This is a genomic window from Pedobacter sp. Bi27 (assembly GCF_918698255.1).
Taxonomy (GTDB): domain Bacteria; phylum Bacteroidota; class Bacteroidia; order Sphingobacteriales; family Sphingobacteriaceae; genus Pedobacter.
This window is the reverse complement of the sequence record NZ_CAKKMW010000001.1, coordinates 113,706-128,885: the sequence shown is the minus strand read 5'-3', so window position 1 is coordinate 128,885 and position 15,180 is coordinate 113,706. Positions and strand designations below refer to the sequence as shown.

The following is a 15,180-nucleotide window of genomic DNA, read 5'->3' as shown; positions in this document are numbered from 1 at the left end:
GCGCTTTTATGAAGCGATATCATTGTTGCTATATCGTATTACAAATTAACATAACTATCTATTTAATAGATAGTTATGTATTTTTTTTGTTTGGAAAATGAAATATTTAGAATAGGTTTGTGTCATCCAATTATTCTAAACCAAATATAAAATGAGAAAAACCATTACCTTACTAATTGCATTGGTTTGCTTTGTATTTACGCTGTGTTTTGGACAAAGCATAGCTGTGAAGGGAACCATTAAAGACAAAGCCGGGGTAGGTCTGCCAGGCATTTCTGTGAAAGTGAAGAATGCTCAGACAGCTGTATCCTCCGGAGCTGACGGAAGCTTTTTAATATCAGTTATGCCTAATGCAACGCTTGTTTTTTCTGCCGTGGGATTCACCACGCAAGAAATTTCAGTTGGCCAGAGAACAAGCATTTCTGTGACTTTAAATGAAGAATCCAAAAGCCTGACAGATGTTGTCGTAATAGGCTATGGTACCACAACAAAACGTGATGCTACCGGCGCCATTTCCAGCGTAAAAGCAACCCAGCTTGAAAATGAAAATCCACAAAGTATAGCAGATGTACTAAAAGGTAATATTCCTGGATTGTCTGTTGGACTTAGTTCAAGTGCCAAGGGTGGTGGAGACTTACTGGTAAGGGGGAAGTCGACCTTAAGTGCAGGAACCTCACCACTTATTGTCTTGGATGGTGTAATTTACAATGGGCAGCTCGCTGATATTAATCCAAATGATATTGATGGAATAGACGTTTTAAAAGACGCAAGTTCTCTTGCGGTTTACGGAGCTAAAGCTGCAACAGGTGTTATTGCGGTAACGACAAAAAAGGGCAGAGGTGATTCTCCAACCATTACTTTTAATACCAATGTTGGTCTTGCCCAGGTAGCTAAAAACATGCGGCCTTACCAGGATGAAGCATTTTTGTCATGGAGAGGTGATGTGTTGCGGAGCGGTGCCACAACCCCGGAATATTTGTATAACGATCCTAGAAATCTCCCCGAAGGCGTTAACCTCACCCAATGGATGAATGGGCAAACTGGTGATCCTGTTGATTTATGGCTCAACAGACTTGGCCTTGTTGCAAATGAGAAGGCAAATTACCTTGCCGGAAAAACAATTAACTGGTATGATGATATCTTTAGAACTGGTTTCCGTCAGGATCATACCCTTTCTTTGAGCGGTAAGAAGCAAGAAATTTCCTACTATATGTCTTTAAACTATCAAAAAAACCAGAATGTTATAGAAGGTGGTGATTATACCGCAATCAGAGGAAGGATAAATCTTGAAGGCGAAGCAGCCAAATGGTTAACCCTGGGTATGAACGTCCAATTCGCCGATAGAGATGAAGCCAGAACAGGAGACGGATCAACCGAGGCAGATTGGGCTCAGATATTAAACTTGTCACCTTATGGAGATAAATACCTTTCAAACGGGCAATTAAGGCGCATTCCAACAGATGATAGCGGTTTAAATGCCAGAAATCCTTTTTTAAGTATGACATACAATGAACGCATGAATAAGCAAAATACAATTTTTGCAAGCGTTTATGGACGTGTAAAATTGCCTTTCGGAATCACCTATCAACTGAATTTTAGTCCAGGTCTGGATTTCTATAGAACATTCGATTATCGATCTTCCAGAAACCCGGATGTAGTAACTCCCGGAGGATCTGCAACACGAGCTAATGAAACCCGATACAACTGGCAGGTGGATAATTTACTTAAATGGAACAAAACCTTCTCCAACATTCACAACCTGGATGTAACACTATTGGCAAATGCTGAAAAATACCAGACCTGGTGGACACAAGCTTCAAATGAAGGCTTCGTTCCCAGTGACGTGCTAAGTTATCATAATCTTTCGAGCGGTATCAAACCGGTAACAAATAGTGAAGATAAAGTATATACAGGAGATGCATTGATGGCAAGAATAAATTATAGTTTATTGAGCCGTTATATATTAACCCTTTCGGTTCGTAGAGATGGTTATTCCGTTTTTGGCGTAAACTTCAAACGCGCTACCTTCCCGGCAGCAGCATTAGCATGGGTATTTACAGATGAAGCGTTCATGAAAAATCAGAAGTGGTTAAGCTATGGGAAGCTTCGTCTGTCGTATGGTATTAATGGTAACCGTGATTTACGTAACCCTGATAACGGAACTGTTGATCCATATGCTGCACTTGCTCAGTTAACGAGTGGTAAATACCAAACTGTAAATGGTAGTGGTGCTGCCTCAGATGTGAACACCGTTCAGATTGGGGCGAAAATGGCCAATTCAGACTTAAAGTGGGAAGAAACTACCGCGATGAATGCTGGTTTTGATTTTTCAATTCTTAACGATCGCATTAGCGGTTCTATTGATGCCTATAACAAGAAAACGAGTGATTTATTAGTTAGACAGACATTGCCGAATGTTAGCGGCTATTCTAATGTTTATTCAAACCTTGCCCGTATCAATAATCGTGGAGGAGAACTAAATCTGAATAGTAAAAATCTTATTAATGGTCCTGTTAAATGGAATACCAATTTCAATTTTTCCTTCAACAGAAATAAAATTGTTGCCCTTGCCTTGCCAACGGACGACCCTGGAAATGGATGGTTTATAGGTAAAGATATCGACATCATATGGGATTATAATATTCAGGGTGTATGGCAGCAAAGTGAAATGGCCGAAGCCGCTAAATTTACAAAGGCAGCCATTAAACCCGGCGACTTTAAGTTGGAAGATGTTGACGGAGATTATGCCTATTCTGATAATGACAAAAAGTTTTTAGGTTACCGTACACCACGCTATTTCTTCGCCATGAGAAATGAATTCAATATTTTCAAAAATTTTGATTTTTCATTTCAATTGCTTGCCAACTGGGGGCAGCTTAAACAATATAATTCAGCAAAAAACCAACCTGGTAGCGTAGGATTTGCCCGCTCATCATCGTATGTTTTACCGTATTGGACTCCCGCAAACCCAATAAACGATTATGCCAGACTAAATTCTGGATCCAGTGGAACAAGCTATAATGTGTATTGGGATAACTCTTTCATACGCTTAAATACCGTAGCCATATCTTATTCGATACCATCAGATTTGCTTACTAAACTTCGTGTAAAAAGCGCTAAAATTTATGCCAATGTAAATAATGCAGGCTACTATGCGCCAACATGGACATTTTGGGATCCGCAAAATAATGGTCCTACGCCAAGATACTACACTTTAGGTCTTAATGTGAATTTATAACTTAAATGAAAATGAAAAAAATAAATCAAAATATATCCATCCTATTTGCTTTCGCTGCATTACTGGGCTTTGCTGGATGTAAAAAAGCATATCTGGATTCAAAGCAACTCTCCGCTTATGCACCAGAAAATCTAAACAACCTTACCGCTATGAAAGCCGCACTTAATGGTCTTGGATTGGCTACGCGAAGAGAGTTTTTTGGCGATTCTGCTCCACTACTAACAGAATCGATTTTTTCAGATGTTGCTGTGGATGGAACAACCGATAAAAACACACCCGCTCAGGATTTAATTTCTAGGATCACTCCGGATGCCAATCTTAACAGCGATGACTTCAACAAAATAGGCTGGTACTGGGATAATGAATTTGTTGCGGTACGGCAAGCTAATACAATCATTTCAAACATTGATAAACCAACATATACATCTGAAGCTGAAAAAAATCTGATTTTAGGATCAGCATATTTTTACCGGGCTTATTATTACTACAGACTTGTTCATCAGTTCGGCGATGTACCATTGCTTTTAAATGATCTGGAATTTCCAAAAGCAGATTTTTATTCCACAAAAAGAGAAGTAATCCTAGGCAAAATGAAAACAGATCTTGAATTTGCCCAAACCTGGGTTACCGATGGAGGCAATAAGGGGGATGTAACCAAAGGTGCTGTTAGCCATTTGCTAACTAAAGTAAATCTGGCACTTGGTAAATTTGATGATGCAATTGCTTCAGCTTCTAATGTAATTTCTGGTGGGAAATATGGTATGATGACCACGCGCTTTGGAAGCACCGCTTCTGATTTGACAAAAAATGTAGTCTGGGATTTGCACCGAATGGATAATAAATCGCTTACTACCAATAGGGAAGCACTATTTTTAGTGATTGATAGAGAAGCTTTTGCTGGTTTTACAGCCTTGGGTTCACAACTGATGAGAAACACCGTTCCCGCCTGGCATTTTGCAAACGTCAAAACACCATCAGGAGCGACCGCAATTGTGGATTTGGTTACCGCAGAAATTCCACTGACCAGAATGTACGGTAGAGGAATTGGCCGATACCGCGGTACGCCTTACAGCACAAAATACATCTGGACCGATAATACCGATTACCGACATGCAAAAGGCATGTGGATGGATATGACAGATTTAGTGTACAATAACCCGGCATTGAAAACCTCAACAAATGCTGCGGATAGAGCCTTATATGGTCAGCCTCTGCAAATGTATTCGGATGCAAATATCAAACAACGTTTCACAAATGGTGCACTTGATACCATTCGTCACTGGTTTGGGTGGCCACATTATAAAGTTTTCATCAATTCTACCAACGCGTTAGCAAATGACCCATACTGGACACCACCCCGCGGAACAAATACCGATTGGTACGTATTCCGTTTGGCAGAAACCTATCTACTTAGGGCAGAAGCTTATTATTGGAAAGGTGAACTTGGATTGGCTATGGCCGACTTAAACGTAGTGAGAAGCCGAGCTAATGCAACGTTGTTAACAAATGCTTCACAAATAACAATAGGAACCATTTTGGATGAGCGTGCCCGTGAATTGTTTTGGGAAGAGCCCCGCAAAACAGAACTTACCCGTATTGCATATATTTTTGCACAAACAGGTAAGCCGGCTTATAACGGTAAGAGTTATAGCCTTGCTACTTTTTCTGATAATAATTTTATGTACGACAGGATTATAGAAAAAAATGATTTTTATAAAAATCAGGTGCCAACATTACAAGGTGTAAACTACAAAATTGCACCTTATCACGTTTTATGGCCTGTTCCGGCAAGTGCACAACGGTTTAACACTGAAGGCAGGATTAACCAGAATAAAGGCTATGCAGGATATGATCAGAATGTACCCGCATTGGATAAGGTACCCTAATAGAAGATAAAGACCGTGTAAGAATATACTTGGTTTTGATTAGAATGGGCAGCCCCTTAAACAAGGACTGCTCTTTTCCTGACCCGTATGAAATCAAAATATTTTAAGTACATATATAAATTAATAAGAAACTAAAGCAAAACGATGCACATGGCTGTCCAGGACAGTAAAGCACGAATAAGAAATATCTAACCAGATTTAAACCTAAAACCAAATTAAAATGAGTGTTAAAATTATAATATCTAAATCAACTGGTATGGCCATGTTGATTTTTTTCAGCGTTATTCTAGGCTGTTCGAAAGATTCTTCAGAGACAAACCAGGGCATTGTTACCTCGGAAAAACTTTTGGTAAATAAAAGTATGGCAGCGGCTGCCGCTCAAGCTTATCCAAGCAACATCAATACCAGTTTTAATCATCCCGATGGTTCATATTCTTACAGTGAAGCAAGTAGCGATTTCGGCATGGCTGCACTGACGGGCTGGAACGAAGACCGTGCCTACATATCAGGTGGGTGGGCCAGAGCAACCTTGGCTCCAAACTCCGTGTCCAACGGACTTATCGCTGGCGCGGACCTATCTGATGGTTCTGCATATGAGGCCACATTTAAGGTTCGTTTTCATAGTCAGTTCGATTGGAGTAGGGGCGGAAAGGTAGGATTTGGCTTTCTTATAGGAGAAGGCAATACAGGCTGTGACATTCCCACCGATGGAAATGGAGGAAGTCTGCGATTAATGTGGTACAATAATGGTAACAGAGTCTATTTTCAACCTTATGTTTATCATAGAGATATGGCTGGTCCCTGTGGAGATACCTTTGGAAGATCTTATCCAACAAGCGGAAGCCTTGTCAAAGGAAATACCTATACGGTACATCTTTATGTGAAAAGTAATACCGGATCTACTAAAAATGGTTGGGTACAGGTACTTATAAATGGTGCAACAGTATTAGATCAGTCTATTCGCTGGACGACAAACGATGCAGAGCGCCTAATTAAGCGACTATCCTTCCATAATTTCAGGGGTGGAAAGGACGTTGTTGTCTGGGGTTCCAGTCAGACTAGTTATATTTACTTTGATGATTTAGTAGTAAACAAAATTCAATAGCATTTTGATGGTGAAGCTTGATAACCACCATCAAAATCATTAAAACAATAAGACCGCAAGCAAAAAAAATAATTTGTTTATTATTATATATGAAAAAAATAGCCAGATATCTTATTGTCCTCAGTTTCTTGTTATCATCCGATATAGCATTTGCACAAAAATCAATGCGGTTATATGCTGGCTGGGAATTTCTTAAACAGGATTTAGGAGGGGTCTGGGAAGCGGTCCGACCTGTGGGCTTGGGAAATCCTGAATCCGTTCCATTATGGGAAAAGGTGAATTTACCGCATTGCGTTAATGCTACAGATGCGGTAGACCCTGATGTGAACTATTACCAGGGCCCCGCATGGTACCGCACAAAGCTTAAAATCGAAAATCCTTATCAAAATGGTAGAACCATTTTGCATTTCGAAGGTGCTGGTCAAAAGACAGAAGTTTATGTTTACACTACAAAAGTTGCAGCTCACCTCGGTGGTTACGATGAATGGACGGTTGACATTACAGATGCGGTTGCCGCATTTCAAAAAGAGGAAGTTTACCAAAAGCAGTTTAACGGGCAGGTGCCAGTTTCTATCCGTACGGATAATTCAAGAGATTTGGAAATGATTCCTTCCGATCTATCAGACTTTAATGTTTATGGAGGAATTTATCGCTATTTAAACTTGGTTTATGTTCCGCCACTCTCTGTTGAAAAAATGTTTGCTAAAGCTGAAGTAGATGCCCACGGGAAATTGGGTAAATTAAATGTAAGCGGAAGATTTTACGATCCTATGGGCCTAAAAAATGCTACTATCCATCTTAAATTAATCGATCCAAGAGGAAAGGTTGTTGCACAGCAGGAAAAAAAGCTTAATAATTTAAATGGCGATACTGAATTATGGAGCTTGCAGATCAATAAACCGCAATTATGGTCGACAGATAAACCCTTGCAGTATCGCCTGCTTTATGATCTCGTTTCATCCACAGGCAGTTATAAAAGTGAAGATAAAATAGGTTTTAGAAATATCAATTTCGTAGAGAAAGGTCCGTTTAATTTAAACGGAAAACGGTTACTGTTGCGTGGTACCCATCGGCACGAAGACCATGCAGGTGTTGCGGCAGCAATGAGCGAGGAAATGATTCGCACAGAGATGCAGATGATGAAGGATATGGGCGTTAATTTTATCCGACTGGGGCATTATCAGCAATCGAGAATTGTGTTGAACCTTTGCGATAGTTTGGGCATTTTGGTTTGGGAAGAAATCCCTTGGTGTCGGGGTGGTTTAGGCGGCGAAACTTATAAACAACAGGCCAGAAAGATGCTTACAAATATGATTGAGCAACATTATAACCATCCTTCCATTATTATCTGGGGCTTGGGAAATGAAAACGATTGGCCGGGAGATTTTGCTGAATTTAATAAAGAAAAAATCAGAACCTTTATGAAAGAACTTAATGGACGCTCCCACAAACTTGATTCATCCAGGTATACAGCAATCCGGCGATGCGATTTTTGTGCCGATATAGTTGATGTATATTCTCCATCCATTTGGGCGGGTTGGTACCGTGGTGCCTATACTGATTATAAAAAGGTTTCTCAAGATGAATTTGCTAAAGTTAAGCGCTTTTTACATGTAGAATGGGGAGGTGATAGCCATGCCATGCGACATTCGGAAAATCCTGATAAAGCCCTAAGTAAAATTAAAACCGGTGAAAGCGCTGATGAGCGGGCAGGTGATGCTTCATTATTTGGGGGTGCCGCAAGAATATCCAAAGATGGCGATTGGAGTGAATCCTACATCACCAATTTGATTGATTGGCACCTTAAAGAACAGGAAAACATGCCTTGGCTAAGTGGTTCGGCATACTGGCCATTCAAAGATTTTTCTACCCCTGTTCGTCCTGATAATCCGGTACCTTACATGAACCAGAAGGGTGTTGTAGAAAGAGATTTTACTAAGAAGGAGGCTTATTATGTTTTTCAATCGTATTGGACCGATAAGCCAATGGTTCATATTTATGGGCATAGCTGGCCAGTACGATGGGGTGATGAGGGAGAGGAAAAAATGGTAAAAGTTTATGCTAATTGTACGGAAGCAGAAATATTTCTGAACGGAAAAAGCTTTGGGATAAAGAAAAGAAACAGCCAGGATTTTCCCGCTGCGGGTTTACGTTGGAACCTTCCGTTTCTTAAAGGAGAAAATACAGTTAAAGTTGTAGCTAAAAAAGGTAAGGTTACCGTAAGCGACGAGATAAAATTTATCTATCAAACAGAGAAATGGACTAAAGCCGCTAAAATGACCCTAACCAAAATAAATGAGGAGGCAGATGTTGCAATCTTGGAGGTTAAGCTTTTTGATGAAGCTGGAATACAGTGTCTGGATGCAACAAATTGGGTAAATTTTGGGTTAACGGGTGATGGAAGATTAATTGATGATTTGGGAACATCTTCCGGTTCGAGAAAAGTGCAGGCTTACAATGGCAGAGCAATTATCAAAGTAAAATTAAATAAAGGCAAAAGTGTTGCATCGGTGAGATCAGAAGGCATGCCAACCATTTTTGAAACATTATAAGTTATGAGAAGAGCATTGGTTATTTTAATGTTTATTATTTTTTATATCGCAGGGACGGCATTTTCTGTCAATATTTTGAATAAGGGAAAGCTGCCTGCTGATATTAAGAAACAAACTATTGCGTTGCTTAAAAAGCAAATTTTAAATCAGGCAAAATGGGCAATGGAACAAGAGCCGATTACTATTACCGCATCATTTTCGCCGAGAAGTGCTGGCGGCAAACATGATTTTTTTTCGGAAGCAGATTACTTCTGGCCCGACCCGAAAAATCCGGATGGACCTTATATCAACCGAGATGGATTAACGAACCCGGATAATTTTGTCGGGCATAGAAAAGCCATGATTCGTTTTAGTAAAATCATCGGTGCACTGGCGTCAGCCTATAAAATAACAGGCAATGAAAGTTATGTAAAGCATGCGGTTAAACATTTTCAGGCATGGTTTATAAATCCTGAAACCTTAATGAATCCAAATCTTTTATTTGCTCAAGCAGTAAAGGGTAGATTTACCGGAAGAAATTATGGTATTATCGATACCATTCATTTAATGGAAGTTGCTCAAGGTGCTTTGGTGATGGAAAACGCAAAGGCATTTGATAAATCTATCTCCATTGGAATTAAAAAATGGTTTGCCAATTATACGCTGTGGCTGAATACCTCCAAACCAGGTATACAAGAAAAAACAGTTAAAAATAATCATGCCACGTGCTGGGCGATGCAAGTGGCATCTTTCGCTAAATTGTGTAAAGATGAGTCAATGCTCGATTCGTTGCGCATTAGTTATAAAACCATCTTACTGCCCAATCAAATGGCTACAGATGGTAGTTTTCCTTTAGAAATGGTGAGAACAAAACCCTATGGATATTCAATTTTTAACCTCGATGCGATGGTGATGCTCTGCCAGATTTTGTCCGTTCCAAATGATGATCTTTGGAGTTTTACAACAGCAGATGGAAAATCGATCCGCAAAGGTCTGGATTATCTTTATCCTTTTATAGCCGAAAAAAATAAATGGCCTTTAAAAGCCGATGTAATGTATTGGGAAAACTGGCCTGTTGCACAACCCTTTTTAATTTTCGGAGCGGTTCAGTTCAATCAGCATGAATGGTATTCCACCTGGGAAAAACTAGACCATGCACCTCAGGTAGAAGAAGTCATTAGGAATTTACCCGTTCGCAATCCTTTAATATGGTTATAAATATGAATTTAAAAATTAAGATAACGTTATATTGTATGTTATTAGCTGGCTCAGCAAATGCTCAAAAAGTTAACGTAAATCAAGCTTTTGCTGCAGCGGCAAAACAAACTGATGTTTTGGTTAAAAATGTTGATTCGGCGCGTCTGGTTAAACCCAGTCTGGTATCTCCAAGAACTGTAGAAAAGGGGCAGTTTAAAATGGTAGCATCGCGAGATTGGACAAGTGGATTTTTTCCGGCAGAACTCTGGTATTTTTATGAATACACAAAAGATAAAAAGTGGCTTGACCTTGCTAAGAAATATACTGCAGATATCAAGAAAGAGCAATACAATCGTGGTACTCACGATTTGGGTTTTATGATTTACTGCCCGTTTGGAAATGGCTATCGCTTAACAAAAGATACCGCTTACAAGGGCGTTATTATTCAGGCGGCTAAATCGCTTTCTACCAGATTTAACAAAACTGCAGGTGTGCTAAAATCATGGGATCATAATGGTGATAAATGGAAATATCCGGTAATTATTGATAATATGATGAATCTTGAATTGCTGTTTGAAGCGACCAAAATGACGGGTGATTCATCCTTTTATAAAATCGCTGTGTCCCATGCAGATAATACGATTAAAAATCACTTCCGACCAGATTTTAGTTCTTATCACGTAGTTGATTATGATACACTCAAGACTGGAAATATACTTCAGAAAATAACGGCACAGGGTTATGCAAACGAATCGGCATGGGCCCGTGGTCAGGCATGGGCTTTATATGGATACACGCTATGTTTTCGCGAAACAAAAAACGATAAATACTTATCTCAGGCAGATGGAATTGCGGGTTTTATACTGAATAACGAAATTACACCTGCAGACGGTATTCCGTATTGGGATTACAACGACCCTGATATTCCAAATGTTTCCCGGGATGCTTCCGCTGCAGCAATCACCGCTTCTGCACTTTATGAGCTCGCAAAATATAGTGTAAAAGGCAAAAAATATAAAGCCTCAGCTGATAAAATTTTATCCAGCCTGAACACAAAATATACAAGTAAATTTGGTAATAATTATGGCTTCATTCTCGAACATAGTACTGGGCATCTTCCGGCAAAATCAGAAATTGATGTACCCATAAATTATGCAGATTATTATTATCTGGAAGCGCTTTTGAGGAGTAAGTAATAGGAGAAAAACTATTGGGTTTCGCAATATTGTACTTATCATTTCTGGTTGCAATGCGGCAAGAATGATCTCCTAATACATGCATTATGAAGTTATCAAGAAATGCATTAAGTATATAATGATTTAAAGGACAATGAAAAAAAATATAAGCCTCCTATTAGTGTTCGCGACCACATTTGGTGCAGTGGCGCAGCACAAAAAAAGTGTTGGAGCAACCGGTAAACCCCTTCAGGGATATGTGCTTGGAAATAAAAAAGTTGTGGTTTACACCACAGCGAGCAAATCTGATTATCGCATCAGCAAAACTGAAACATTAAATTTTGCAGAGAATAGACAACCCTTTGAAACGGAACCAACAATTTTCGTTGATCCCAACATCAGATATCAAACTTTGGTAGGCATTGGCGGCGCATTGACTGATGCCTCTGCAGAAACATTTGCCAAACTTTCCAGTAAAAACCAACAAGAACTGCTTACTGCCTATTACGATAAAGATAAAGGTATAGGTTACACCTTGGCCCGTACAAATATTGCGAGCTGTGATTTCTCCAACGGAAGTTATACTTATGTTCAGGATAATGATAAAGATTTAAAAACTTTTAGCATTGCTCACGATAAGGAGTTTAAAATTCCCTTAATTAAAATGGCAACTGCGGCTGCCGGGGGTAAATTATCATTATACGTGAGTCCTTGGTCACCACCTGCCTGGATGAAAGACAACAACAGTCTGATTCAAGGAGGACATTTATTGCCCAAATATCGCCAAAGTTGGGCAAATCATTATGTAAAGTTTATTAAAGCTTACGAAGCGATGGGTATTCCAGTTTGGGGTCTCTCGGTTCAAAACGAGCCAATGGCTAAACAGAGATGGGAATCCTGTGTGTATATTGCAGAAGAGGAGCGTGATTTTATAAAAAACTTCTTAGGCCCTACACTCCATAAATCAGGTCTATCTTCTAAGAAACTGATTGCCTGGGATCATAACCGCGATCAAATTTTTCAAAGAGCAACTACCATTTTAAATGATAAGGATGCTGCGAAATACGTTTGGGGTATTGGTTTCCACTGGTATGAAACGTGGACCGGAAGTGACATGCAGTTTGGAAATGTAAGGCAGACACATGAAGCCTATCCGGATAAAGCGCTAATTTTTACCGAGGGATGTAAAGAAAAGTATGATGTAAAGAAGTTGGATGATTGGACTTTAGGCGAGCGCTATGGCTATTCAATGATCAATGACTTTAATGCCGGAACTGCAGCGTGGACGGACTGGAATATTCTTTTAGATGAAAACGGTGGCCCAAACCATGTAGGGAATTTTTGTTTTGCCCCGGTACATGCCGATACTAAGAAGGATAAATTAATCTATACCAATGCCTACTATTACATCGGGCATTTTTCAAAATTCATCCGTCCCGGAGCCAGAAGAATTGCCACAGCATCCAGTCGTGATCTTCTGCAAACGACCTCTTTTTTGAATACAGATGGAAAACTTGTTGTGGTTGTGATGAATCAATCAGATGAAAAAATCAAGTATAGCCTATGGATAAAAGGTCAGGCAGCTACAACCACCAGCTTGCCGCATTCCATAGCCACATTGATAGTTGAATAATAGGAGGACTAATTGCTTTTTTCTACATTGGAGTGGTGATATGTCTATTTTGTATTCATTGTTTCTTGATGTAACAGAAGTTAGCTTTGGCTAAAAAAGCTAAGTACTAATAAAAAAAATAGTATCGGGGAGAATAAAATGGAATAGGAATTTAAATTACTCAGCGATATTTAAAATCCACTTTTTTAGTATGAATTTCCTTGATTTTCATTATTGTAGCTTATTAAAGCAACCTATCCGTTATTGGCTATTTAAGGGAAGCCGATTAGGAGAAACGCCGTATTTCTTTTTGAAAATAAAGGAAAAATGGGAGAGGTCTTCAAAGCCGACTTCGAGGTAAATCTCGCTGGGTTTTTTCTTTTTCTCGGTCAGGTGGTAATAGGCCAGTTCCAGTCTTTTATCAGTCAGCCACTTCTGGGGCGTGGTATGGAACAGTTTTTTAAAATCCCTGTTGAAGGTGGACAGGCTACGGCCGGTCAGGTAGCCCAGTTTTTCCAGGGGCATGTTGAACATGAAGTTGCGCTGCATGAAATCGATCAGGTCGATCTTGCCCGGAACATCAAAGTTGGCAAGAACACTATCTATACTGGGATCGATCAGCCGTAGGATGTTGATCGCTTCTTCAATTTTGAGGGTGGCCAGGCTTTCCGGGAACTCACTTTCCACATCAAAATAGGGGATCAGGGAAGCCAGACAGCTTTCCAGTAGCGGGTGGTTGCTGAAACGGTATATTTTCTGCTGGGGCTGTGTTTTCTTGTTGTGCTCGGTTTTTTCATAGAACTTTTTTAACCGCTCGGTAGATAAATGCATTACCACGGTTTTATGCGGCAGGCCGTTTTTCGGATAGTTGATGATTGTAGCCAGTTCGTTCCTTGGGATCAGAAAAATATCGCCCGTTTTAAAACTAAAAGTGGATTCTGCCTGTATGATCTTGGTTTCACCGGAAATGAACCATACAAGCATATGGTCATCAAACATCAGGTCGGATTTGAACAGCTTATCTTCGTAGCTGGAAAGCTTGATGTCCTTGGTCAGGTATTTGGATATATGTTCCATTGTGATAAAGTTATTGGTTTTTCATTACATTCCATGAGATGCAATGGCCGCCATCGACAGATACGCTGAGCCAGTGATAATCACCTATGCTCCGTTTTCTTTCAGCTGTTTAACAGCAGCATAGCCGATGCCGCTGTTTCCGTCGGTAATCAGGGCGGTTTTCCTTTTAAGTTTTTCATGGCCTAGTTCACGTTGAATTTAATTCCTGTCATTTCCTCGGTCAAGTCCCATAGCTTTTTAGCACTGCTTTCATCCAATGAATAGTCCATTACGCCACTTTGGTGCAGTTTAGCATCAGTTTGAATGGAAGGATTTTCTGACAGCAGTTCGGCGATATCGGCATCTTCGCAGTAAACACCTCCTATGTTGTTGAGCTGTGGACTGGTGGCGGCCCAAATGGATGTTGCAGCACCCTGTTGAATGGTTTTCAGACTGGCCAATATTTCTGGGCGCATATCGCCGTTTTCATCAAAAAAGCCCATTTGTTTGAACAGTTCCATATCGGCATCCCTGGCTAGTTCTGTTCCAGCGATCGATCCGGGGTGTAAGGAGTAGGCCCTTACCTGATGCGCTTTTGCGCGGTTATCTAATTCGAGCGCGAAAAGGTTGCTGGCAGTTTTTGATTGTCCATATCCAAGGAGCGTTTGATATTCCCTGTGCTCGAAATTGGGATCATCGAAATTAAAGGGTGCCATGTGGTGACCCAATGAAGAAACGTTAACTACGCGTGCCCCATGAGCATCTTTAAGTGCTGGCCATAATCTTGCAACCAGTTGAAACTGTCCAAAGTAATTGGTGGATAGCTGTGATTCGAAACCACGGCTGTCTCTTTGCAAAGGCACCCACATGATTCCTGCATTATTGATGAGTATGTGCAGTGGTCTGCCTGATGCCAGAAATTTTTCAGCAAACGCATCGATAGTGTCAGGTCTGGCAAGATCCATTATTTCGATTTCCACGTTAGGAATGCCTTGGAGGTTTTTCCTTGCTTTTTCGATGTCCCTTGCCGGTACGATCACGGTTGCACCCGCTGAGGCCAGTACTTTTGTGGTTTCCAGACCGATGCCGGCGTTGCCACCGGTCACGATGGCGATCTTTCCTTTAAGGTCAATGCCTTTGATGACTACTGCTGCTGTTGAGGTAGCGCTAAAACCTGACCCCAGTGGGTGTTGTAACGCGCCTTGATAATTGTTTTTTTCCATTTTGTTTTTGATTAAATGTTATAGGACAAATGTAGGCGGTTACTCAAAGGTGGATTTTGTTTAGCGTGTCAATTTACTTTGTTTATAAGGTCAGTTTTTTTGAGCGCGTCGGATTTATGATCGATAGGGGGATTAATGCTTATTGTCTGCTGATTTT

Annotated in this window: 9 protein-coding genes; 7 read left to right on the top strand and 2 right to left on the bottom strand. The window is 40.3% G+C overall.

Annotated features, from left to right (window positions below; all coding sequences use genetic code 11):
• Window positions 1-151 precede the first annotated feature (151 nt).
• From LQ227_RS00415 to LQ227_RS00385, 7 genes are all read left to right on the top strand, one after another.
• The gene (locus tag LQ227_RS00415; RefSeq protein ID WP_230147744.1) at window positions 152-3,238 is read left to right on the top strand and encodes a SusC/RagA family TonB-linked outer membrane protein; all 3,087 of its coding nucleotides are present in this window, start codon (window positions 152-154) and stop codon (window positions 3,236-3,238) included.
• 11 nt (window positions 3,239-3,249) lie between these two features.
• Complete coding sequence (locus tag LQ227_RS00410) at window positions 3,250-5,124, top strand: RagB/SusD family nutrient uptake outer membrane protein (protein WP_230147743.1); 1,875 nt, start codon at window positions 3,250-3,252, stop codon at window positions 5,122-5,124.
• A gap of 220 nt (window positions 5,125-5,344) precedes the next feature.
• On the top strand, window positions 5,345-6,229 hold the full coding sequence (locus LQ227_RS00405) for a polysaccharide lyase (protein ID WP_230147742.1): 885 nt from the start codon (window positions 5,345-5,347) through the stop codon (window positions 6,227-6,229).
• 89 nt (window positions 6,230-6,318) lie between these two features.
• On the top strand, window positions 6,319-8,781 hold the full coding sequence (locus LQ227_RS00400) for a glycoside hydrolase family 2 TIM barrel-domain containing protein (RefSeq protein WP_230147741.1): 2,463 nt from the start codon (window positions 6,319-6,321) through the stop codon (window positions 8,779-8,781).
• 3 nt (window positions 8,782-8,784) lie between these two features.
• Window positions 8,785-9,978 carry an alginate lyase family protein gene (locus LQ227_RS00395; protein WP_230147739.1) on the top strand — a complete coding sequence of 398 codons (1,194 nt, stop codon included), beginning with the start codon at window positions 8,785-8,787 and terminating at the stop codon, window positions 9,976-9,978.
• 2 nt (window positions 9,979-9,980) lie between these two features.
• A complete protein-coding gene (locus LQ227_RS00390) occupies window positions 9,981-11,153 on the top strand; it encodes a glycoside hydrolase family 88 protein (protein WP_230147737.1) in 1,173 nt (390 codons plus the stop codon).
• Between the two features lie 133 nt (window positions 11,154-11,286).
• Window positions 11,287-12,765 carry a glycoside hydrolase family 30 beta sandwich domain-containing protein gene (locus tag LQ227_RS00385; protein WP_230147735.1) on the top strand — a complete coding sequence of 493 codons (1,479 nt, stop codon included), beginning with the start codon at window positions 11,287-11,289 and terminating at the stop codon, window positions 12,763-12,765.
• 240 nt (window positions 12,766-13,005) lie between these two features.
• On the opposite strand, the gene LQ227_RS00380 is transcribed toward LQ227_RS00385, so the two are convergent.
• Both LQ227_RS00380 and LQ227_RS00375 read right to left on the bottom strand, forming a co-directional pair.
• Window positions 13,006-13,821, bottom strand: coding sequence for an AraC family transcriptional regulator (locus LQ227_RS00380; RefSeq protein ID WP_230147733.1), 816 nt, complete (start codon window positions 13,819-13,821; stop codon window positions 13,006-13,008).
• A 182-nt stretch (window positions 13,822-14,003) separates the two neighbouring features.
• Window positions 14,004-15,023 (bottom strand): SDR family NAD(P)-dependent oxidoreductase, encoded by a 1,020-nt coding sequence (locus tag LQ227_RS00375; protein ID WP_230147731.1) that lies wholly within the window; start codon window positions 15,021-15,023, stop codon window positions 14,004-14,006.
• Window positions 15,024-15,180: the final 157 nt, after the last annotated feature.

What these genes read in the sequence shown, in the direction of transcription:
- LQ227_RS00415 (WP_230147744.1), top strand. Translation starts at nt 152, where the DNA reads ATGAGAAAAACCATTACCTTACTAATTGCATTGGTTTGCTTTGTATTT.
- LQ227_RS00410 (WP_230147743.1), top strand. Translation starts at nt 3,250, where the DNA reads ATGAAAAAAATAAATCAAAATATATCCATCCTATTTGCTTTCGCTGCA.
- LQ227_RS00405 (WP_230147742.1), top strand. Translation starts at nt 5,345, where the DNA reads ATGAGTGTTAAAATTATAATATCTAAATCAACTGGTATGGCCATGTTG.
- LQ227_RS00400 (WP_230147741.1), top strand. Translation starts at nt 6,319, where the DNA reads ATGAAAAAAATAGCCAGATATCTTATTGTCCTCAGTTTCTTGTTATCA.
- LQ227_RS00395 (WP_230147739.1), top strand. Translation starts at nt 8,785, where the DNA reads ATGAGAAGAGCATTGGTTATTTTAATGTTTATTATTTTTTATATCGCA.
- LQ227_RS00390 (WP_230147737.1), top strand. Translation starts at nt 9,981, where the DNA reads ATGAATTTAAAAATTAAGATAACGTTATATTGTATGTTATTAGCTGGC.
- LQ227_RS00385 (WP_230147735.1), top strand. Translation starts at nt 11,287, where the DNA reads ATGAAAAAAAATATAAGCCTCCTATTAGTGTTCGCGACCACATTTGGT.
- LQ227_RS00380 (WP_230147733.1), bottom strand. Translation starts at nt 13,821, where the DNA reads ATGGAACATATATCCAAATACCTGACCAAGGACATCAAGCTTTCCAGC.
- LQ227_RS00375 (WP_230147731.1), bottom strand. Translation starts at nt 15,023, where the DNA reads ATGGAAAAAAACAATTATCAAGGCGCGTTACAACACCCACTGGGGTCA.